Below are 21,735 nucleotides of genomic sequence, written 5' to 3'. Positions count from 1 at the left end.
TTTTAGATCCGAACATCAGAAAATCCTATGCCCGCAGCCAACCTTAGCTTTTCCACAACCGCCTTTCCCCTCACCGCCGTAGTCGGGCAAGCAGCAATCAAATTAGCCCTGCTTTTAGCAGCAGTAGATCCCGGATTGGGAGGAGTGGCGATCGCCGGTCGCCGCGGTACCGCAAAATCAGTAATGGCCCGCGCCCTGCATTCCCTACTGCCACCAATTGAAATTGTTAAAGACTCTTTTTGCAACGCCGAACCCGATGAAAACATTGCAGAACAGACATCTTTTATATTAGAAGAAAACGGGCAAGATGCCCACACCACAAATACTAACTCCCCAAATACAGAAATTATTCCCGCACCTTTCATTCAAATTCCTTTGGGTGTCACCGAAGACCGACTCTTAGGTTCTGTCGATGTCGAACAATCAGTAAAATTTGGCAAAACCGTATTTCAACCGGGACTTTTAGCCCAAGCAAATCGAGGCGTACTTTACGTAGACGAAATCAACCTGCTCGATGACAACATTTCCAACCAATTGCTAACAGTATTAACCGAAGGTCGCAACCAAATAGAACGCGAAGGCATCAGCTTCCAACACCCCTGCAAACCTCTATTCATTGCCACCTACAATCCCGAAGAAGGGTCGCTCAGAGAACATTTGCTCGATCGCATCGCGATCGTACTTTCCGCCGACGCAGCACTCGAACTAGAAGAAAGAGTATACGCAGTAGAACAAGCCCTATCCTACTCCAGTTCCCCCCAAGAATTTCTCAACCAATACACCGAAGACACCGACAACCTCAAAACCCAAATCATCCTCGCCAGAGAATGGCTCAAAGATGTTACCATCAGCCGCGAACAAATTGCCTACTTAGTAGAAGAAGCCCTGCGCGGCGGAGTCCAAGGACACCGCGCCGAAATCTTCGCCTGTCGCGTCGCCAAAGCCGCCGCCGCCATCGAAGGACGCACAGAAGTTAACGCCGAAGATTTGCGCCGCGCCGTAGAACTCGTCATCGTACCCCGCGCCACCATCGTCCAAACTCCCCCAGACGAAAACCCACCGCCACCGCCACCGCCACCGCCACCCCAAGAACAATCGGAACAAGAACAAGAAGAAGAAGAGGAAGAAGAAGACAAAGAAGACCAACCTCCCGAAGAACAAGAAGAAACCAACATTCCCGAAGAATTTCTCTTTGACCCCGAAGGCGTAATTCTCGACCCCGACGTGCTGTTCTTCGCGCAGAACGCCAACCGCCAAGGCAAATCCGGCAGCAGAAGCACCATTTTCTCGGAAGATAGAGGTCGTTACGTCAAGCCAGTATTGCCCAAAGGCCCCGTCCGCCGCATCGCTGTAGATGCTACCCTCAGAGCCGCCGCACCCTACCAAAAAGCCCGCCGCGACAGGAATTATGACCAGGAACCCACCGCCGGCGAGAGTCCAAATCGAGAGAAGCGCGTATTTGTGGAACAGGGAGACATTCGGGCAAAGCGCTTGGCCAGAAAAGCAGGGGCTCTAGTGGTATTTGTCGTGGATGCTTCGGGTTCGATGGCCCTCAACCGGATGCAGTCCGCCAAAGGTGCTGTCATGCAGCTACTCACCGAAGCTTATCAAAGCCGCGACCAAGTGGCGCTGATTCCGTTTCGCGGAGAACAAGCAGAAGTATTGCTGCCGCCTACTCGCTCGATAGCCTTGGCCCGCAAGCGTTTGGAACGGCTGCCCTGCGGCGGTGGTTCGCCGCTGGCCCACGGTTTGACGCAGGCGGTGCGCGTGGGAGTCAATGCGCGGCAGTCGGGAGATATCGGTCAAGTGGCGATTGTCGCGATTACTGACGGGCGCGGTAATATTCCTTTGGCCCGTTCTTTGGGCGAACCGATTTTAGATGGAGAAAAGCCTGATATTAAGCAGGAATTGTTAGAAATTGCTGCCAAAATTCGCGGCCTGGGAATGCAGTTGCTGGTGATTGACACTGAGAGCAAATTCATTTCGACCGGCTTTGCGAAGGAGTTGGCCAAGACTTCTGGCGGGAAATACTATCATTTGCCGAAAGCTACTGAACAGTCGATCGCAGCTATGACTAAAAATGCTTTGAGGGATGCGATCGGCTAAAATCCTTAAACAGGGCTGGTTGAAAAAGTCTTTTCGTTAAGGCTAGAAGTCAGGAGTCAGGAGTCAGAAGTCAGAATTAAGCTGTCGGAGATTTAAATCCTATGTTCAGGGCGGGCTCTCCTGCCCAACCCCTACTCCCCACAAGAAGGGGATTTTTTTTGACATTCAATTTAAATGCAAAACAGCTTACTCTTGCACGAATACCTGAAAAGGCTATAGCGGTTCTCAAGCTTGGTGAGGTGGGTTCATTCCAATCCTGCCCATGCCCCATCCCTCCGCTTCGCTCCGCCCTGCGCGGGCCACGGAGCCCCATGCCCACTCCTAGCACCTCATATTACTGACTCCCAATCTAAAATCGTCCGACTCTCGCTCTCCGGCGAGTCACCGCCAGCGAACCCGCCACTAAACCCAACCCTACCACCGTCGAAGGTTCGGGAATTTTCACAGGCCCGGGTGCCCGGTTTACCTTTACCGGGTTCGGGCTCGGAGAAGTTGTACCTTGGGGGGGTTGACCAACCTGAGCCAGCAGCCAATATTCAGAACCCTGCGATGCAGCAGCGACAGAAACGTCTCCGACATTACCTGCAAAAGCAGCTTGGCCAACGGAAATCACCGCAGTAGCAGCCAAAAGAATTCCGGCTGCGGGTGACAATAATTTACGAGCAAAAAAGGTGAGCATTAGACATTACCTGTTGAGAATTTGGTCGGTACGAACTAAATTTATTCATTAATTTTCTTGAAATTCCCTGTCTGAGCTACCAGGTGCAACTAACCGAACCGATTTCAGGTTTGAGATTTTAAATTGTGGAGATTCTCTCTCCCTAGTTTCAACTCTTGCCGGCCATCAAAAACCTCAAATCAACTGTGCCCCCTCCCTTTAGCATAAAGCTTTCAATCGCAAATCGCAAATCTAAAATCCCAAATTTATTCACCTGTGCCATCTGCGATTCGATCGACCTTGACATCAACCTGTTAATTAAGTTAAAGAATATCTCTGTGGCGTCAGACAATCCTATTAGACTGTGCTAATTCCGGCGCGGCAGCCAGACTGCACACCATGTACGCAGTCGATTATAAACAATGGTTTCCTACTTGGGAGTGATTTCACCCCGGTTCTTTATCAAATCTTTAAACTCGGCTTGGTTTTGCAAACACAGGGTAAAGCTGTCAGAATAGAAATACAAGACTTGCGCGCCGCGTGAGAAACTGGCTTTTTCACCATAACTACAGGTTCAAACCCGCGTATTTTCGTGCATACCCGGTTTCTTTTGCCGCGCGCAAGTCCCAAAATATCAACTCTCAGCCAACATTAGGTAAATCCTCGTGAGTAACACCAGCAATTTCCGCGAAGCCGTGCGCGAGGCCAAAAACCACGCACTGGTAGGCCCCAACGTCATCTCCAACGCCCTCCCCTTCGTCGGTGGCGGACTTGTCTTAACCGCTGTCGGCACCTACGGCGGCCTCGGAGTCATTCGCAACTATCCGGGAATCTTTTTTCCCACATTCATCGCCGCGATCGTCCTAGAATTAGTTTTATTCTTTGTCGCTCGCGGTGTCGCCGAAAAAGGCAACAATAGTACCGCCTTACCCCTCCTGGCAACCTACAGCCTGCTTTCCGGCTACACCCTCAGTGGATTGGTGTTTACAGCCCTCAGATCCGAAGGTGTGGGCATCGGCGGCATCGGTTTTGCAGCCCTAGGCTGCGGCATTACCTTTATCGCCGCCCGCCAAATTGGTTCCAACTTGTCGGAAGAAGACGGCATGGCCATCACCAAAACCATCAGTTTAGGTGTGATTGCTTTGTTAGTCGTCGTTGGCGGTCAATTTCTACTCTCTCTATTTGGAGTCTACACCCCAACCTGGTTAGAAATTGGCATTTCCGGCATCGGCGTGTTTATCTTTGCTGGCGCTGCGATCGTCGATTTTTACATACTACCCCGCAGCTACCGCGACGACCAGTATTTGCCTGCAGCTTTGTCGATGTACTTGACCTACATCAACTTGTTCATCTTCATTCTGCGCCTGCTGATTGCTATCAACGGCCGCGATTAATCAACGCCAGTTTAGCTTAAAAACAACCGCAGCTCGATCGACATCCGGCTGCGGTTTTTGATTAAGATTTACAACCAAGAGAGCGATCGGTCGATTTGAGATTTTATAGTTGAGATTGATTCGACTAATTCTGTCGATCGCGATTTCAAAATTAATCACAACTCAATTTAATAACAGTTATGTACTTAAAATATGAAGATATCAGGATAGTCAGCGTAGAAATTACTTCCCGGTGCAATGCCGCTTGTCCCCAATGTCCCCGCACCGACAACCCGATTTTGCCGGGGGCGGAATTAAAGATGGAGGATATTGAGAGAATTTTCCCACAAGAGTTTTGCTCTCAGTTGGATTTGATCTATATGTGTGGCAACTACGGCGATGCTATGACTAGCAATACTACAATTGGGGCGATCGAATATTTGCATCGGATGGGAGTTCCTAAAATCTGCCTGTACACCAACGGTAGCGGGCGCAACCCCCACTGGTGGCAAGCCCTGGCGCAGGCGATGACAGGAGAAAACGATCGCGTAATTTTTAGCATCGACGGATTGGCTGATACTAACAGCATTTACCGCCAAAATACCAACTGGGACAGGATAATGCAATCTGTTAAAGCCTTTATCCAAGCGGGCGGAAAAGCTGTCTGGCACTACTTGATATTTGAACACAACCAGCACCAAGTAGAAGCAGCCAGGGATTTAGCCCAAGAATTAGGATTTGTCGAGTTTGTACCGAAAGCTACCTCTCGTTTTGTAGCAAAAGAAATTTATGACAAAGAGTCCGCAAATCAACAGCTTCAGCAGGGAAAAAACTCTCAGGTAGATGCTAAGAGCGATCGCCCCAACCAACCAGCAACAACTAATGCGTCAGCCCCTCAAAATCAAACACAGACGGCTGTTGGGCTGCACCGACAAGGGGAGGACTGTTTGAAACAAGGACAGCTCTCAGAGGCGATCGCAGCCTGCCAACAAGCCCTAAAAATTCAACCTAACTTTGCAGCAGCCTGTAAAACTTTAGGCAATGCTTTCCAAGCTATGGGGAAGATGCAAGCAGCAGCCGACTGCTATACAAACGCACTGAAAATTCAGCCTAATTTTCCCGAAGTTTATGCTAATGTCGGCAGTCTTTACGCTCAACAGCAACAGTGGCAGCCAGCTAGTGCTTATTACCAAAAGGCGATCGAGCTTAAACCCAATTTTGCCGGAGCTTATCGCAATTTAGCTAGAGTTTTGACGCAGTTGGGGCAACCAGAAAAAGCAAATTATGCTTGGTATCAAGCTATAGCTATCGAAACCTCTCAAGCACCAGCTCAAACTCAGCCTATCCCATCACAGCCAGCCAGCGAAGAACTCCAACCCCCATCATTGGAACAATATAAAAATCCACAGGGAGACCAATTTATCAAAGCTGTAGAAACATTTGGTAGCCTAAATAATTACTACCGCAATGTAGAAATTAGCTGCCAAACTCAAGCCACCAAAGAGATTTTTATTTCTTTTGAAGCGGAACTTTGGCCTTGCTGTTGGGTCAGCCATACTAAATACGCTGTTTATAACGACACTTACAGACCCCAAATGCTGGCTTTAATTGAAAAGTACGGCAATGGATTTAATTCTCTCAGAACTAAATCAGTGAAAGAGGCGATCGCCTGTGATTGGTTTCGCGAAGACCTCACAAAAAATTTTTCATGTTCCAAAAGGTTGGACGTATGCGCTCACGAATGCGGTAAAGCCTTCAATTCCACAGGTTCGCAGTATATTTAAGAAGTCATTAGTCATCAGTCATTAGTCATTAGTCATTAGTTACAAGAAAGAAGGAAGAATGCGGTGAAGCGATCGAATTTCATGTCACGATTCAGGCAGGTTATCGGGATCGATACCTTGCGATCGCAAATACTCAGCTAGGCGTTCGGCCCGCTGCTGTTGAACCTCAGCTCGCTGTCGTTCTACCCTCAACTCCTCGCGCATCTGCCCTGCCGCTGCATCCGGCAAGGGATAGACATTTCCTGACTCGTCGTACCAAACCAGAATTTCTTGCTCGATGCCCCCAATAACTTGCCCAGAGCGCCCTATGCCCAGTCTCACTTCTGGCATCCAATAGGGTTCGCCAATCTGCTGCCTGTATTGCCCGTCAATCAGCTTGTACACTTCAAACGGTTGATGCCGATCGCGCCGCCAAAATTCGGGGTTGTAAATAATGTAGTACAAAACCCCTAACCCGGCATAAATCGACATCTTATCGTCGTACTCCCCACCCGGTTTGTGAGACACCATTTCCAACGCTAAAATCGGCACAACCTCGTTTTCTTCCCAGACAGCATAGCTGCGGCGAGATTTGCCTCCTTTTCGGCGCTCCACCCCCAAACTGAGAAATCCGTCCGGGACGACAGGCACTTTGGGACTGATTCCTGTAGTGTGATACACCGCCATATCTACCCCAAAGTACCAATCCATGCGATCGGACCAAATACCGATCAAGACAAACAACAGTAGGTTCGGCAGCAAATTCTGGTCTTCGTTATCCACAGGGGTATCGTCCGAACAGGGCAGGTCTTCGGTGGACGGCAAGCTCAATTTAAGTTCTGGGGAAATCATGGCAGTTAACTTCCATCGAGATCGTTAACCTGATTTTAGATTATAGCAACTTTTTTTTGAATCTTGAATTTTTAATGCGGTAAAGTTTTTAATTCAACAGGTTCGCACTATATCTAATCAGGAAGAAGTCATAACATTTTGTTGAAAGAGCGCAATTTCAGCTAAACTCAAAAATACACCCCACAACTAGGAAAACTCACAGTGGAAGTTCTAGACATCAAGCACGATATCGAAACATTGTCCGATCGACTGGGTACCACCCAGGACTATCTTTGACATCCCCGCACTCACAGCCAAAATCCAAGACTTAGAGCAAATCTGTGCCCAACCAGCATTTTGGGACGACCAGGATAGAGCTCAAGAAACCCTCCAAGAACTCAACAACTTCAAATCTCATTTAGACCAATACCGCGGCTGGCAGACTAGCCTAGAAGACGCTAGAGCTATTTTAGAACTGCTGGAGTTAGAAGCCGACGAGTCTTTGTTCCAAGAAGCCTCATCGAGTCTTGCTCAATTAACCCGCGAACTCGACCTGTGGGAACTGCAACAATTACTATCGGGCCCCTACGACGAAGGCGGCGCAGTCTTGACAATTAACGCCGGGGCGGGCGGCACGGATGCTCAAGATTGGGCCGAAATGCTGCTGCGGATGTACACCCGCTGGGGGGAAAGTCAAGGTTACAAAGTACATTTAATGGAAATTTCCGAGGGAGAGGAAGCAGGTGTTAAATCAGCTTCTTTGGAAATTGTCGGCCGCTACGCTTACGGTTATATGCGATCGGAAAAAGGCACTCACCGTTTGGTCAGAATTTCGCCTTTTAACGCGAATGACAAGCGTCAAACCAGTTTTGCGGGCGTCGAAGTGATGCCGGTGCTCGATCGATCCGTACAATTGGATATCCCAGAAAAAGACTTAGAAATCACAACTTCCCGCGCAGGCGGCAAGGGCGGACAAAACGTTAACAAGGTAGAAACGGCCGTCCGCATCGTTCACCTTCCCACTGGTTTGGCCGTCCGCTGTACCGAAGAACGCAGTCAGTTGCAAAATAAGGAAAAAGCTTTGGCATTACTCAAGGCTAGGCTGTTGGTGATTGCTAAGGAACAGCGGGCTTCGGAAATTGCCGAGATTCGCGGCGACATGGTAGAGGCAGCTTGGGGCAACCAAATTCGCAACTACGTTTTTCACCCCTATCAAATGGTCAAGGATTTGCGGACTGGGGTGGAAACAACCGCCATCCTAGATGTGATGAATGGCGAATTAGAACCGTTCATTCAAGCTTATCTGCGGCAGGAAAATCAGGTGGTCAATAGTCAGTAGTCAGTTGTCAGTAGTCAATAGTCAGTAGTCAATAGTCAGTAGTCAGTAGTCAGTAGTCAGTAGTCAATAGTCAGTAGTCAATAGTCAGTAGTCAGTAGTCAGTAGTCAGTAGTCAGTAGTCAATAGTCAGTAGTCAGTAGTCAATAGTCAGTAGTCAATAGTCAGTAGTCAGAAGGAACAGGGAACAGGGAACAGGGAACAGGGAACAGGGAAAAATACTCTCCCCCTCTCTCCCCCTCTCCCCCTCTCCCCCTCTCTCTCCCTCTCTCCCCCTCTCTCCCCCTCTCTCCCCCTCTCCCCCTCTCTCCCCCTCTCCCCCTCTCCCCAACTATCTAGAAGCGCAACAACTTAGCAGCAGATTTGGTATAATTTTAAGGTTTTTGGCCGATCGCCCGACATCCAACAGATCGCGCAGCCAGAAACCTTGATATGATAAAACTTGATCTAACGAACCACAGGAGAAATAATGACCCAAGTTGTAATCGGCGAAAATGAAGGGATTGAGTCAGCCCTACGACGGTTTAAGCGACAAGTTTCCAAAGCGGGAATTTTCCCCGACATGAGAAAACACCGCCACTTTGAAACCCCCCTCGAAAAGCAGAAGCGCAAAGCTATTGCCAGACGCACTAAGAGACGCTTCCACCGCAACAACAAACCCTAGAAATAGCACTAAATTGATTCGGCAGATATAATGCCTTGCGATTCTAGTACCGCAGCGACTCGGAGAATCACCGCTTCGCTGTAGGGAGCATCGATAATTTGTACCCCCAAGGGCAAAGCGTCGGGCCGCTGTAGGGACACCCAAAGAACGGGCAAGCCTATAAATGATAGGGTTGGGTGAACAGTCCCAGATTAGGACACACTAATATTTCTTGTCCGGCGACGACCGTTTTCTCGACACCAATTTCAGGAGGCGCGATCGGGGTTGCGGGTGCGAGAATCATATTTGTATGTTGGAATATTTCGCAATTCGAGTTCGATACCACTGTCTGAATCTCTGCGCTTGCACGTACCAAGTGGCAGGGATCGGGGTTCCCGCTAAAAAATGATCGCGCGTGGCAGAATCGAAGTCTTGAGGGCGCGATCGCAAATTGTCCAAATGCAAGTTTCCCCCCTCGCAAGCGGTAATGATAAATGCCGCAGCCCTGGCGCGATCGGATTCCGGTATGGTGACAGTTGCAAGCCCCCCTATTTTTGGGGGGTTTGTTGTTTTTTCTGTGCTTATACCACAATTTAAAACATTTGTCAAGGCTTTAGCAACTATTTCTACAGCCTCCATTGCTTCCGGTTCGGCCCCTGTGGCGAAATACCCGTCAGCAACAGCAATTCGCAATCCTTCGATGCCTTGATTTAACTGCGGCGAACAAAGTTCTGGCGGGCGTTGAGTGCAAACTGGGTCGCGAGAATCAGGGCCTTGCAGGACATCGTACAGCAGCGCGATGTCTCCGATCGATCGCCCAAACGGCCCCACACAATCCAAACTACTCGAAAATAAACAAGCCCCAGCCCTCGACAAACGACCGTAAGTAGGCTTAAACCCAAAGACACCGCACAAAGCAGCCGGTACGCGGATGGAACCGTTAGTATCGGAACCGAGAGTGATGGGTACAAAACCGGCGGCGACTGCTGCTGCGGAACCGCCACTGGAACCGCCGGCGATGCGCGCAGTATCGCGGGGATTGCGAGTCGGCCCGTAGTGGCTGTTTTCGGTGACGAAACCGTAGGCGTACTCGTCCATGTTGAGCGTACCCACGAGCACGGCCCCGGCTTGTTTGAGTCTGGCGACCACAGCCGCGTCCTGGGTAGCCGGAGGATTGTCAGCGTTGATTTTTGACCCTGCTAGAGTAGTAATTCCGCCGATGTCGTACAGGTTTTTGACAGCGAAGGGAACGCCTGCTAAAGGGCCTGGGTTTTCGTTATTTGCGATCGAATTATCTATATTTTCGGCTGCTGCGAGTGCGCTTGAGGCGGTGATTGCAGTAAAGCAATTGAGGACGTTATCTCGATCGGCAATTCGTTCTAATGCCGCAGTCACAACCGCTGTCGCTGTAATTTTACCACTTTTAACCGCTGATGCTGTGGCGACTGCATCCGCTTGTGCTAAAAATTTACGTTCATCTGCGTTCATCTGCGGTTAAAAATCAGGGTTCAAACACTGGCGCAGCTTCGATTTCGTGGGGCAGGGGGAATTCAGTAACGAGTTGGGCGATCGCAGCTATTCTCTCGAAGTTTACCACAACACCGGGGCGGTGTTCCGGGTCTAAGGGTAAGTTTATCAGTTCGGCGGTGCGATCGACATATTCTTCTATATTTACCATATTTTATTTTTCCTGAGAAGTGTAGCGGTGTGCGATCGATTCTTGTATTGTAATCGCGATCGGCTTGTCAGTTATTATTGCTCAGTTTTTTGTATTCCTCGGATTGTCTGATATCATCTAAAGGAGATTTTGGCTCTAGTGGTTCATCAGGACAAAACTTTATAGATGTCTGAGTTTTTCCAGACTGAAAACTTGTATTAACTTCAATTTTAAGCTTTCCTTTTTGCCAACCTTTTGCACCAATCTTGAGAATTTTACAATCGATTCCTTCTTGAGGGGAACTCCAGTTTATATCCCCTGCACGAATTGTTGTTTCTTCATTAATCGACAGAGATTGCATCCAATAAGATATCGATTTATTGCGAGATTCCTTTTCTACTGCCTCGATATAATTTAGTATATAATCAAACTTCTTAACGACTAGCTCTTTAAACCTCCGCACCGTAAAAGTAGCTTTATCCAATAACAAAACATCATCATCGCCATCTAGTATCTCATAGCTTCTGTTGATTTCATTTTTTTCGTTCATTTTATTTCACCAAATTCTTCTGATTCCTATTTGATACCATTTCAAGCTATCTGAGTCAAGCTGGTAAAGAAATAAATTGACTATCGCACTTTTCCAACTCAAACACTGACAGTTTCCCGCAACTTATCAACGGCAACCTCCAACGGAGGCAAAGTAAAATCCTCAGCATCCATCAATTCCTTAACCTTCTCAAAAATCTCCACCTCCGCCTCTTCCTGATCCGTCAGCTTATCATAAAAATAAGGGTCAGTAAACCACTGCTCAAAAGCTATCATTAACAATCCATTGGGCGCAAGTTCAAACCGCCAATACTTAGAAATTCTGCTGTCAACCACTTCAAACATCGGCGCCGGATTATGGATGGGATAATAGCTATAATTATCATTGCAGATGTAGTACCAAATAGTCCCTTTCCATTCTCGGATAGCATAAACAACATATTCCTTGCCTATAGTTAGCGGTAACTCAACCTTTCTAGTGTAACCGCGTGGCGGATCTATATATTCTTCAGGAAGAAATTCACCTGTCTTAGCAATACAACGAATTTTCATAACTTGATTACCTACAGATTTTTAGGGGCTGTTTTGGGATACTGTCGCTTGAACTTAAACTCCACATTTTGAAGAGTCTGACTGTTCCGAAACCAATGAACTTGTACGGAAGCTCCATTAATTTAAAAAGCCTCAATGCTTGTCATTTTATCCCAGTATTCAGCATTTCCGCCATAAACAGCAATCAGTCTCGGCGCATCTCCCAATAATCTATCTGTACCGCAATGAATCACTATGCAATTACCAGCCTTAGCATCTTGCAGCAGCAGTTGTTCTACCAAATTTCTCGGAGTTTCATCGGGAATAGCACCTTGAGTCATAATTTAACAGTTTCTAATGTAATTTGTCAAATATCATAAAAACAAATTTTAGCTGATACTGTTTCCGCCAGCAACTTTCCCGAAATTACATACCGAACCCCCACACGCATCCTGATGGCATAGTATAAAAAAGCAGATTTTTCCACATTAATTTCGTAGATTTCCTCGGAAATTTATAAAAGTTTACTAGTATAAAATTTACTATGCTTAAACAAGATTTTAGTTCATACATTTCCGTTATTTTAAAATTATTAACCATCCTGTGAGCGATATCCAATATATTAGCATTTGCCAAAGTGTACCACGGATATTGCGCGCCGTGGCATCCCAAACTTGCGTCAAAGTCATGTTGCTACAACTCCTTAACCTGCCTCAGTGTCGGCGCTTAGAATCGGTGATATTACGACATTGTAAAGTGACATTAATCAAAAGATTAACCATAAAAAATATCGCAATATTTGCAAAATTTGTATCAAATTCAAAGCACAAAGATTATCCTAATAACTAAAGTTATGCTAATTTACAAACAGAGGAACAACTAAATTGCTTTGAATGTTAATTTCGCGTTAACTAAGTTCCGAGATGAGGGGCCACAGTCCAGCCTTGTATCAGATAAAATCGGTCGATTACCGTCACAAAAAAGGTTGGTAGTGCGGACGACCGTGCGCGACAAGAGAACGGACGGTCGTCCGCACTGCGAAACAATCAGAATTCCGGCAATATACCGGACACGATATCATCATCGATCGCAATATTACCATTTGGCGATCGCCCGCACCAAACAAACGACATTGGCGCATAACTCTGTTGTACTTTTATTCAAAAATAGCCTATTTACCTACTGGTTCCTAGTAAGTACGACCGTCATTTATTAAATCCAATATGTGAGTTTATTCAGACAATCTCAAACTCCAGATTGTAATGCTTCACAAAATCAAAACTGAAATGGTCAACCACATTAGTATCTCTCAACTCAAGATTGTAAAAATCCACAAAATCCGCCTCAACATAAGGCCCAGCGTGCCAAGTTCCCACCTCTAACTTAATAAAACAACTGCCAGGAATCCGAAAAGCAACAATATCCTCCAAACTCGGTTTATCGCTATTTCCAGGAGGCGCAACAGCCATCAACCAACTCTTCCCATCCAGAGAACCCAAACACTGAGTACATTCAACGTGCCGAGTAATTTTACCAAACTTGCGATCGTTCTCGTACAACCGCATAATGTAAAATTTAGGAATACCGTTTTGCAAACTTAATTGAGCATCCTCAGCATCAAAAGACTTACCATCAACACTCGCAAAAATAACTTGACCGTAACTCCGAAAATTTTCCGGTGTCACCCATTGCGCCAATAACCGCCTAGTCGAAATCGATACACTCATAAATCCCAACAGCCCCTCCCAGCATTCATCAAAAACATTCTAATACAGCAACCCTCTCTCTTCTCAGTGCCCTCAGCGTCCTCTGCGGTTAATAAAATAAAAAAAATCTAATTAGCTTTCTCGATCGTCTAAAATACCATTACAATAACGCATCAGCAGAATGCTCTCCCCTCTTCCTTAGCGCCCTTAGCGTCTTCGCGGTTCGTCAAAAAAAATATTAATTAAGTCCGATCACCCAAAACACCCTTACAATCAAACTCAGCACACTGCTGCAAAAAACGAGCCGGAATATCAGGGCGAGCACCCCAATGCAAATGCAAATAAGAAGCGTGCACCTGACAAACCCCCCAACCTTCAGCAACCGCCTCAACTTCCCCCCGCTTCCCATACCTCCAACTGTGATAAACTGGATTAGTCGGTTCAACAGTTAAATGCGATCGATGAAACTCATGACCCCAAACCGCATCAAAAGCATTTAACACCAAACTATCCCTCACCGCCACAGCCTCCCGGTATCCCAGCGTCAAACGCTTTCCCATCTCAGCAGCAGTTTTCAAAACACCCACCCCTTGCCAAGAATTGCCATCGAAGCCTACAATAGAATCGCACAAGTACATCAAACCGCCGCACTCCGCATAAGTCGGCATTCCCGAAAAAATCGCACTTCTGACAGCATCCCGAATTAAAACATTACCGCTCAATTTTTGAGCAAACACTTCGGGAAAACCACCACCAAAATATAACCCTTGCACATTGTCAGGAAAAACCGAGTCATCAAGCGGGCTCCAAAATACCAACTCCGCACCCAACTCTTCCAACAAATCAAGATTGTCCTGATAGTAAAAATTAAAAGCCCGATCGCGCGCAACTGCAATCCTCACCCCAAATTGTTTTCCCAAAGAGTTGACAACATCATCTTTTTGAGTTATAATTCCCGAAGGGAGACTGTGCCTACACGAAAGTTGCTCAGACCCCTCACCCCCACCATTTCGAGTCGCAGCCAACAAAGGTAAAAGTTGCTCCCAGTCAAAACTAACAGCAGCCAAATCAGCCAACTTATCGATCGCAGCATGAAGATTCGGCAACTCCTCAGCAGGAATCAGCCCCAAATGTCGATCGGGAATAGTAACAGCCTCATCCCTACGCAAAACGCCCAAAATAGGTAATTTGAGCGGTTTTAGAGCATCTTGAAGCAGTTCCAAATGTCGATCGCTCGCCACCCGATTCAGCACCAAACCAGCGAATTTAAGGTCAGGGTTAAAAGAACGAAAACCGTGGGCGATCGCAGCCACAGAACCAGAGAGCCTGCTGCAATCTATCACAAACAATACCGGCAAATTCAGCAAATGAGCAACATGAGCCGTAGAAGCAAAGGAAATAGAATAGTGTTGTTTTCCTTCTGGCTTCCTTAAATCCGTTAAATCATTTACATCATTTACATCTCGTACAATCGTTGCCGAACTTCTATCCGTTACATCCGTTACGAAATCCGTTGCCGAACTTTCTTCTTCTTTCTTCCGAGAAACCCCATCAAATAGCCCCATCACCCCTTCAACTAAGGCATAATCGACATCTTCAATATGACGAGAAAAACACTTTTTTACATAAGATTCAGACGTTAACACCGGGTCTAAATTTCGACAGGGGCGACCAGTAACAAAAGCATGAAACATCGGGTCAATGTAATCGGGTCCCACCTTAAAAGATTGAACATTCAAGCCGCGACGGATTAAATAAGCTAAAAGGGCGATCGTCACAGTCGTCTTTCCCGCCCCGCTGCGTTCGCCAGCAATTACTAAAGTCATAGTTCTAGATTAGTTACAAAAAATACTGAAAATAGATCGGTTATAAAGTTATGAGTATTGCTCTCGAACTTTTCAAATAATACATACATATTTAACGAACCGCGAAGACGCGAAGACCGCGAAGGAAGAATGAGAAGAAGAATATAGGTAATTTCGTTGCTTTTTAGAAGTAATTTATAGTTTTGAGTCAAAGAAAATTATTAATTCAAAACTCATAAATTCTAACTCATAACTCCTAAAAAAGTAGGGCAGACATTGCCTGCCCCACTGAATATTAACTCAATCCTTATTCCTTCTTCCTTATTCCGACGGACATCGAACTGACATCCGTTACATCCGTTACATCCGTTACACAATCCGTTGCCGAACTTCTCTTTACCGCTTAGCCAACTTCAGCATCCCGGCCGTCACTGCCAAACTTTCTTCGTAAAGCACATCTCGGCCCCAACTCTGCAAGTGCTGGCCCAGCAAATGTTCCGTCACTTGGTCAAACAGAGGACTCACCTGGTTAAACCGATCGGTTTGAGCGCCTCCCTTCGTTTCCATCCGCATACAGCCGCCCACTTCCGAACACAGAACCGTACCGCAGTCAGCCTTTTCGTTTGTAGAATTCAAACGCAGAGCAATCAAATCGCCCGCGACATCGCCCGAATCAGCAGTAGGAATAGCAGCTAATTCGGCTTCGATAACCCGTTCGTCCGGCCCCGCAAATTTAATTCGCTTGATGTGGTAATCGCCCTCTTCCTGTTTGAAAGCAACCGGACGCCACTGAAGCCGACTCGCCAGCCAGCCCAAATACATCAGCGCTTGAGTAGAATTGTCCTGTTCGTAATCGATCGTCACCCGATCGATTTCCCGAATCGCCGCGCGACGTTCCGGCGCGTCAAAAGCCTCAGCAGCCAACTCCTGCCACGCCGCCAGCCGACGCCAATTCAGATCCGCGATCGGAATTCCTTCCTCGATCAGACTTTGCATCAACAGCAATTCAGCTTCACACTCGGCAAAGCTGCTAGAGTCAACAATCACAGAACTGCTAATTGTCGCCAGCCGCTGGAACAAACCTCGATCGGCATCAGGATTCGCCTTCCACCACAGCAGCGTCGGCAAATCCGGGATCGTCAACGCCGTCACGATGCCGCTCACCCGTTCCAAAGCAGCTTCCGTACCCCGCAGCGTAATGTACTCGCAGCAGATCAGATTGCCAGTGGTGCGCTTGTGCACCGGACAGTAAGCAGCCACTTGAGCCTGCACGCCCGTATCTTCCCCCGCCGTCGGGCACAGAGCAATAATCCGGCAGGGATTGGCAGCTACAATCGCGTCAGCCACGCCCGAACCCCCGGAACCCAAACCACTCGATCCCATCTCCTCACCATTGGAATTTTTGCGAGCCACTTCTTCCCGCAAAGTTGCCAGCAATTCAGCGTTAGGTTTGCCAGTTCTCGGCAGCCCATAAGCTTTTTGAGCCGCCCTGATGCTAGATGCCGTCATGGGCCCAGTAATACCGTCCACTGGCCCGTCGTAAAACCCCAGATCCGCTAATAACCGCTGAGTTTCTTCCGGTTCGTAGACTACAAAAGTAAAAGTTGTTGCCCTACTAGCGATCGGAACATCGCCCTTCGACCCTGATTCTCTGTAACTTTCCCAAATTTGACTCAATTCTGCTTCTATTTGGTCGATCGACACATCTTTAGGACTTTGTAGCGAAACCAGAGGCGGAGCTTTCATCGGTGTCATCGTCATAAATCTTCTCTCCTTTGTTATTAGTTATTAGTCATTAGTCATTGGTCATTGGTTCTTAGTCATTGGTTCTTAGTCATTAGTTAGCCCTTCTTAGTTAGCCGTTCTTAGCTAATCACTAATACTAATGCTGACCTATAACTAATGACTAATGACTGCTGACTAATTACTCTTAAAGTCTGCGCCACTTGCGGCCATCTCTGTTAATTAGCAGTTCTGCTTCTGCAGGTTCCCAAGTACCCGCTTCGTATTTAGGAACCAAATCTTGGTCGTTGGACGATTCCCAAGCCATCAACGCCGGCGTTACCACCCGCCAAGCTTCTTCCACTTCATCAGAACGGGTAAACAAAGTTTGGTCGCCCAGCATACAATCAATTAACAGGCGATCGTAAGCATCCGAAGATGTCACCCCAAAGGAAGAACCGTAACTGAAATCCATATCCACCGTCCGCGTCCGCAAATCCGGTCCCGGCATTTTCGCCTCAAACCTCAGCGAAATTCCTTCATTCGGATGCACCCGCATCGTCAAAACGTTAGGAGTAGTTTGTTGGGCCGCAGACTGAAAAATTAACAGCGGCACTTCGCGGAACTGAATAGCAATTTCGCTAACTTTTTTCGGCAACCGCTTGCCGGTTCGCAGGTAAAAAGGCACTCCCTGCCAGCGCCAGTTGTCAATCATAAACTTCATCGCCACAAAAGTCGGCGTTGTCGAGTTGGCTGCAACCCCCGGTTCATCGTGATACCCCGGCACCTGTTTGCCCTTCATCCAACCTGCGGAATATTGACCCCGAATCGCTGAGAAGTCCAAATTATTCAAATCTGCCAAGCGAGTTGCTTGCAGAACTTTCATCTTTTCGGTGCGGATGCTGTCAGCGTCCAATGAATTCGGTGGTTCCATCGCCGTCAGACAGAAAATCTGCATCAAGTGGTTTTGCAGCATATCCCGCAACGCCCCAGAGGATTCGTAGTAACCTGCCCTGTCTTCTACGCCTACTGTTTCTGCAACTGTAATTTGTACGTGATCGACAAATTGCCGATTCCATAGCGGTTCAAAAATCGCGTTAGCAAACCGGAACACCATTAAATTCTGAACAGTTTCTTTACCCAAATAGTGGTCGATCCGGTAAACTTGCTGTTCTTGGCAAACCTTCTGCACGACTCGGTTGAGAGCTTTTGCCGAACTCAAGTCGCGGCCGAAGGGTTTTTCAATTACCAAGCGGTGTTTTACTGGATCGGTCAGCATTTGAGCCGCGCCCAGTTGCCTAATTGCTTCTGGGAAAAAGTTCGGGGAAACCGAGAGATAAAATATGTGATTGCCGCGAGTTCTCCTTTCTTCGTCGAGTTCCGCTAAGAAAGCTTTGAGTTTTTGATAGCTTTCGGGGTTGTCAATGTCACCCGGACAGTAGTACAAACCTTGAGCGAAATCTTGCCAAAATTCTTCATTGCCAATGCCGCCGCCAAATTCTTCAATGCCTTCGCGCATTTGCTCTCGGAAGTAATCGTGACTCCAAGGGCGGCGGGCTACTCCCACCACGGTAGTTTCCGGTGGCAAGCGTCGATCGCGCTTCATCTGATAAATTGCAGGTACCAGTTTGCGCTGGGTGAGATCCCCAGAAGCTCCGAAGATTACCAGAATTTGTGGTTCCGGCACCCGTTCTTTTCGCAAACCGACCCGCAGTGGATTTTCAAGTAGCGTTACCATTATTTATTTTCCTTGTTCTAGTGATGTTAACCCTGCCAAGACACCATGATAGTTTGCGGTCATTTCTGCTAGTTAGTGGGTGAGAGAGTTAATCGGTTCTTAATACTGCTAGAGGAGGCAGATGATTTTGCTCTCTAGGAACTCTGAGAGCCATTAATCTGAAAATCCCTAGAGAGGATTTAAGACTCAGCATTTAAGAACCCAAATAATTATCTATTCCGATTCCTAAATGCTTCTGCCTTTCAGGATACAGATATCTGCCTAAGCGACGGGTGACAACTTCTGGACTTTCTCTTGCAAGGAATCCATCAGGGATTGGAACGGGGTGACGAATTTATCAATCCCGTCGAGGAGCAAGTCTGCCATCACTTGGTCCAAGTTGATGTCGATGTCGGGATCTTTGAGACTTTCGATCAGGGTGTAAGCTTCTTCAACGTTGTTCTCAATCCGGGGTGCGACATCGCAGTGATCGAAACAAGCTTCAACGGTGTTCGGCGGCAAAGTGTTAACGGTGTCGGGGCCGATTAGTTCATCGACATACATGACATCGCTGTAGTTGGGGTTTTTGGTGCTGGTGGAAGCCCACAGCAATCGCTGCACTTTCGCTCCCTTGGCTGCTAAAGCTTGCCAGCGATCGCTCGCTACGATCTCTTTATACTTCTGGTAAGCTACCTTCGCATTGGCGATCGCAATTTTCCCCTTCACTGCTTCCAGTTTAGCTTTTGTGGAAATATCTGTGACATTTTTGAGTTTCTCGTCAATCTTGCCATCGACATTGATGTCGATCCGGCTCAAGAAGAAACTGGCAACAGAAGCAGTATTGCTAATATCCAAACCTTTAGCCGCCCGCGCTTCCAAACCGCGAATGTAAGCCCAGAAGGTTTCGACGTAGCTGTCAACCGAGAACAGCAAAGTCACGTTAACGTTAATGCCTTCGCTGATGACTCGTTCGACTGCGGGCAAACCTTCAGCGGTTCCCGGAATCTTAATCATCACGTTTTCTTTGCCGAGGGCTTGGTAATAGCGTATGGCTTCGCTAATCGTGCTTTCTGTGTCGTTGGCGATCGTCGGTGGCACTTCAATGCTAATGTAGCCGTCCAAACCCTTCGACTCTGCGTAAACTGGGGCGAAGATGTCGCAAGCGTTGCGGATATCTTCAAATACCAGAGATTCGTAAATCTCCATAACAGATTTGCCCGCCCGGATGCCCGCTTCGATATCCGCATCGTAAATCACATTACCCGCGATCGCTTTCTCAAAAATAGCCGGATTAGATGTAATCCCGCGCAGTCCCCGACTTTCAATCATCTTTTTGAGTTCGCCGGACTCGATCAGATCGCGAGTCAAATTGTCCATCCAGATACTTTGGCCAATTTCTTTGATTTCTAACAGGTGATTCGTTGGTGTTGCTGTCATTACTGTAACTCCTACAATTTGATAGCTGTTAATTGGGACTTGGAAATTGGAAATTGAAAATTGAAAATTGGTAATTGAAAATTGGCAATGGGGAATTGGTAATTGGGAGTCGAAAGTTATAAGTTAAAACCCTCTTCCTTCTTCCAGACATCCGTTACATCCCGTACATTGCTCGTTGCCGAACTTCCTTCACTCTTGGACAGTTCTAGGATTGCGCGATCGATCTTGAATAAAAGACTCGACCATCGCTACATTTTCTTTACTGCCGATAATCAAGGGCGATCGCTCGTGCAGTTTGGTCGGCACAACGTCTAAAATGTCTTGAATGCCCGTACTGGCGCGCCCGCCGGCTTGCTCCATCAAAAACGCCAAAGGAGCCGATTCGTAGAGCAAACGCAATTTGCCTTCCGGGTTTTTCACCGTTCCGGGGTACAAAAACACGCCTCCCTGGAACAAAATCCGGTGGAAATCTCCCACCAAAGCCCCACCGTAACGGGCGGTGTAGCCTTCGCTGCGGTGTACGTAGCGAATGTAGTCTCTCAAAGATTCCTCCCACTGCCAGAAGTTGCCTTCATTAACGCTGTAAATCGGGCCGCGATCGGGAACCTTAATGTTTTCGTTAGCTAGAATAAACTCGCCCAAACTGGGGTCGAGGGTAAAGGAATGAACACCCTGACCGATCGAATAAACCAGTATGGTACTGGGGCCGTAGAGTACGTAGCCTGCGCCGATTTGTTTGTGTCCGTGTTGCAGCAAGTCGGAGGCAGAACCATCTGCATCGTCCCCCTCTTGCTTGCGGATGCTGAATATTGAGCCGACATCGAGATTGATGTCAAGATTGGAAGAACCATCTATGGGGTCGTAGAGCAGACTGTAGCGTCCGATCGGACAGTTTTCAGGAATGTAATAGGGTTTTTCCATTTCCTCCGAAGCCAAGCGACAGACAAGTCCGCTTTGCTGGAATACCGAGATAAACACTTCATTAGCATAGACATCCATCTTTTTGACGGATTCTCCCTGCACGTTCACAGCCCCTGTAAACCCTAAAGCATCTGCCATTAACCCGGCTCTGCTAAGTCGGCGCGCGATCAGCTTAGCAGCCAACCCGATGCGATTCATCAAAGCGCTGAGATCCTGAGCATCTGCACTAAAGCTGTGGAGTTGCTGGAGTACGTGACGGGATAAAGTCGTGCAATCGCGGTCTAAGGCTTGTACCTGTTCGGTCTGGCCGAGACGGGTTTCCCCTGTTGGCGCGTTTACCATGATTTGGATGTTCTCCCTGTCTTGCGGCTGGTTAGTTGGGGATTTTCAGGTGCTTGCCGTTTGCCCCGCTAATCGGCTTTGAGGTCGATCGTCCCTATCTTCTATCTTAGGAAGGGTTTTGCTAAAGGGGATGGAACTTTAGGCTAACTTTAGATCCTCATTGGGCCATTCTCAACTTTTACTATCGGTTATTACGATTTTTTTTTTAACAATTAAGTTTTATTTTATACATTCATGTGAAAAAATATACTTCTGTGGCGGCTTTGGAGACAGGCGATGAAGAACTATGATAATTATCAAAAACTTCCTGTGTGGCAAGCATCCTGACTGCTTGTGAAACAGGCGGTTCACCTTGATGTTTATTAAATTTGTCAGGGTGTATCGGGAGTTACTTCAATCTCCCATGCGTTGTTTCATCATCTGCCCGTGCTACTGTAGCTCATGGGGTTAAGTAACCTTCGGAAAATTAATTACAGAAAGACTCTTTACGCTGTAGGGCTTTCAGGCGATATTACGTGTAATTAATTCGGAACTACTACTTAAAAACCGCACTCAGGCGATCTAAACCGGGATTTTCAACAAAAAATCTAGGCTAAAGGTAAAAGCAGTCGCAAGAAACCCAGTTTCTAACCTTGGTG

General features: G+C 47.3%; 18 protein-coding genes and 1 pseudogene. 5 read left to right on the top strand and 14 right to left on the bottom strand.

Annotation, left to right across the window (positions count from 1 at the left end; translation table 11 throughout):
* Nucleotides 1-27: 27 nt before the first annotated feature.
* Nucleotides 28-2,106, top strand: coding sequence for a magnesium chelatase ATPase subunit D (gene bchD / locus QT998_RS02895; protein ID WP_333118811.1), 2,079 nt, complete (start codon nucleotides 28-30; stop codon nucleotides 2,104-2,106).
* 349 nt (nucleotides 2,107-2,455) lie between these two features.
* Here the strand turns inward: bchD and QT998_RS02890 are convergent, their stop codons facing one another.
* Nucleotides 2,456-2,785: a PEP-CTERM sorting domain-containing protein gene (locus QT998_RS02890; protein WP_194071188.1), complete on the bottom strand. Its 330-nt coding sequence runs from the start codon at nucleotides 2,783-2,785 to the stop codon at nucleotides 2,456-2,458.
* A gap of 644 nt (nucleotides 2,786-3,429) precedes the next feature.
* Here QT998_RS02890 and QT998_RS02885 point away from each other — a divergent pair.
* Nucleotides 3,430-4,158 carry a Bax inhibitor-1/YccA family protein gene (locus QT998_RS02885; protein WP_194071187.1) on the top strand — a complete coding sequence of 243 codons (729 nt, stop codon included), beginning with the start codon at nucleotides 3,430-3,432 and terminating at the stop codon, nucleotides 4,156-4,158.
* Here the strand turns inward: QT998_RS02885 and QT998_RS02880 are convergent, their stop codons facing one another.
* Nucleotides 4,159-4,317 carry a hypothetical protein gene (locus QT998_RS02880; RefSeq protein ID WP_333118814.1) on the bottom strand — a complete coding sequence of 53 codons (159 nt, stop codon included), beginning with the start codon at nucleotides 4,315-4,317 and terminating at the stop codon, nucleotides 4,159-4,161.
* Between the two features lie 20 nt (nucleotides 4,318-4,337).
* Here QT998_RS02880 and QT998_RS02875 point away from each other — a divergent pair, with 20 nt between their 5' ends.
* Entirely contained in the window at nucleotides 4,338-5,921 is a 1,584-nt protein-coding gene (locus tag QT998_RS02875) for a tetratricopeptide repeat protein (protein WP_333118816.1), read from the top strand.
* A gap of 84 nt (nucleotides 5,922-6,005) precedes the next feature.
* On the opposite strand, the gene QT998_RS02870 is transcribed toward QT998_RS02875, so the two are convergent.
* On the bottom strand, nucleotides 6,006-6,752 hold the full coding sequence (locus QT998_RS02870; RefSeq protein ID WP_194012878.1) for a Uma2 family endonuclease: 747 nt from the start codon (nucleotides 6,750-6,752) through the stop codon (nucleotides 6,006-6,008).
* 201 nt (nucleotides 6,753-6,953) lie between these two features.
* On the opposite strand from QT998_RS02870, the gene prfB reads away from it, so the two are divergent.
* A protein-coding gene (prfB, locus tag QT998_RS02865; protein ID WP_194071185.1) for a peptide chain release factor 2 occupies nucleotides 6,954-8,070 on the top strand; the annotation gives its coding sequence in 2 pieces (ribosomal slippage) (nucleotides 6,954-7,025 and nucleotides 7,027-8,070; 1,116 coding nt in all).
* Nucleotides 8,071-8,536: 466 nt separating this feature from the next.
* Nucleotides 8,537-8,731 (top strand): 30S ribosomal protein S21, encoded by a 195-nt coding sequence (gene rpsU / locus QT998_RS02860; protein WP_006632476.1) that lies wholly within the window; start codon nucleotides 8,537-8,539, stop codon nucleotides 8,729-8,731.
* 8 nt (nucleotides 8,732-8,739) lie between these two features.
* Here rpsU and QT998_RS02855 read toward each other — a convergent pair.
* The 11 genes and pseudogenes from QT998_RS02855 to fbp form a co-directional block, all read right to left on the bottom strand.
* Nucleotides 8,740-10,198, bottom strand: a pseudogene (locus QT998_RS02855) (AtzE family amidohydrolase).
* 13 nt (nucleotides 10,199-10,211) lie between these two features.
* A complete protein-coding gene (locus tag QT998_RS02850) occupies nucleotides 10,212-10,388 on the bottom strand; it encodes a DUF4089 domain-containing protein (protein WP_333117559.1) in 177 nt (58 codons plus the stop codon).
* A gap of 67 nt (nucleotides 10,389-10,455) precedes the next feature.
* Nucleotides 10,456-10,917, bottom strand: coding sequence for a KGK domain-containing protein (locus QT998_RS02845; RefSeq protein ID WP_333117561.1), 462 nt, complete (start codon nucleotides 10,915-10,917; stop codon nucleotides 10,456-10,458).
* A gap of 98 nt (nucleotides 10,918-11,015) precedes the next feature.
* On the bottom strand, nucleotides 11,016-11,468 hold the full coding sequence (locus tag QT998_RS02840) for a hypothetical protein (protein WP_333117563.1): 453 nt from the start codon (nucleotides 11,466-11,468) through the stop codon (nucleotides 11,016-11,018).
* A gap of 122 nt (nucleotides 11,469-11,590) precedes the next feature.
* The gene (locus tag QT998_RS02835) at nucleotides 11,591-11,788 is read right to left on the bottom strand and encodes a hypothetical protein (RefSeq protein WP_333117565.1); all 198 of its coding nucleotides are present in this window, start codon (nucleotides 11,786-11,788) and stop codon (nucleotides 11,591-11,593) included.
* Between the two features lie 894 nt (nucleotides 11,789-12,682).
* On the bottom strand, nucleotides 12,683-13,174 hold the full coding sequence (locus tag QT998_RS02830; RefSeq protein ID WP_194065341.1) for an ureidoglycolate lyase: 492 nt from the start codon (nucleotides 13,172-13,174) through the stop codon (nucleotides 12,683-12,685).
* A 221-nt stretch (nucleotides 13,175-13,395) separates the two neighbouring features.
* On the bottom strand, nucleotides 13,396-14,979 hold the full coding sequence (locus tag QT998_RS02825; protein ID WP_333117566.1) for a cobyrinate a,c-diamide synthase: 1,584 nt from the start codon (nucleotides 14,977-14,979) through the stop codon (nucleotides 13,396-13,398).
* Nucleotides 14,980-15,354: 375 nt separating this feature from the next.
* Entirely contained in the window at nucleotides 15,355-16,719 is a 1,365-nt protein-coding gene (gene opcA, locus QT998_RS02820) for a glucose-6-phosphate dehydrogenase assembly protein OpcA (protein ID WP_333117568.1), read from the bottom strand.
* A 169-nt stretch (nucleotides 16,720-16,888) separates the two neighbouring features.
* Nucleotides 16,889-18,418 carry a glucose-6-phosphate dehydrogenase gene (gene zwf, locus QT998_RS02815; protein WP_333090439.1) on the bottom strand — a complete coding sequence of 510 codons (1,530 nt, stop codon included), beginning with the start codon at nucleotides 18,416-18,418 and terminating at the stop codon, nucleotides 16,889-16,891.
* Nucleotides 18,419-18,679: 261 nt separating this feature from the next.
* On the bottom strand, nucleotides 18,680-19,834 hold the full coding sequence (gene tal / locus QT998_RS02810) for a transaldolase (protein ID WP_333117570.1): 1,155 nt from the start codon (nucleotides 19,832-19,834) through the stop codon (nucleotides 18,680-18,682).
* Nucleotides 19,835-20,023: 189 nt separating this feature from the next.
* Nucleotides 20,024-21,097 carry a class 1 fructose-bisphosphatase gene (gene fbp, locus QT998_RS02805; protein WP_333117572.1) on the bottom strand — a complete coding sequence of 358 codons (1,074 nt, stop codon included), beginning with the start codon at nucleotides 21,095-21,097 and terminating at the stop codon, nucleotides 20,024-20,026.
* Nucleotides 21,098-21,735 lie beyond the last annotated feature (638 nt).

The sequence above is a fragment of the Microcoleus sp. S1D4 genome (genome assembly GCF_036700765.1).
GTDB lineage: Bacteria > Cyanobacteriota > Cyanobacteriia > Cyanobacteriales > Microcoleaceae > Microcoleus.
This window is presented reverse-complemented; position numbering and strand designations above follow the sequence as displayed.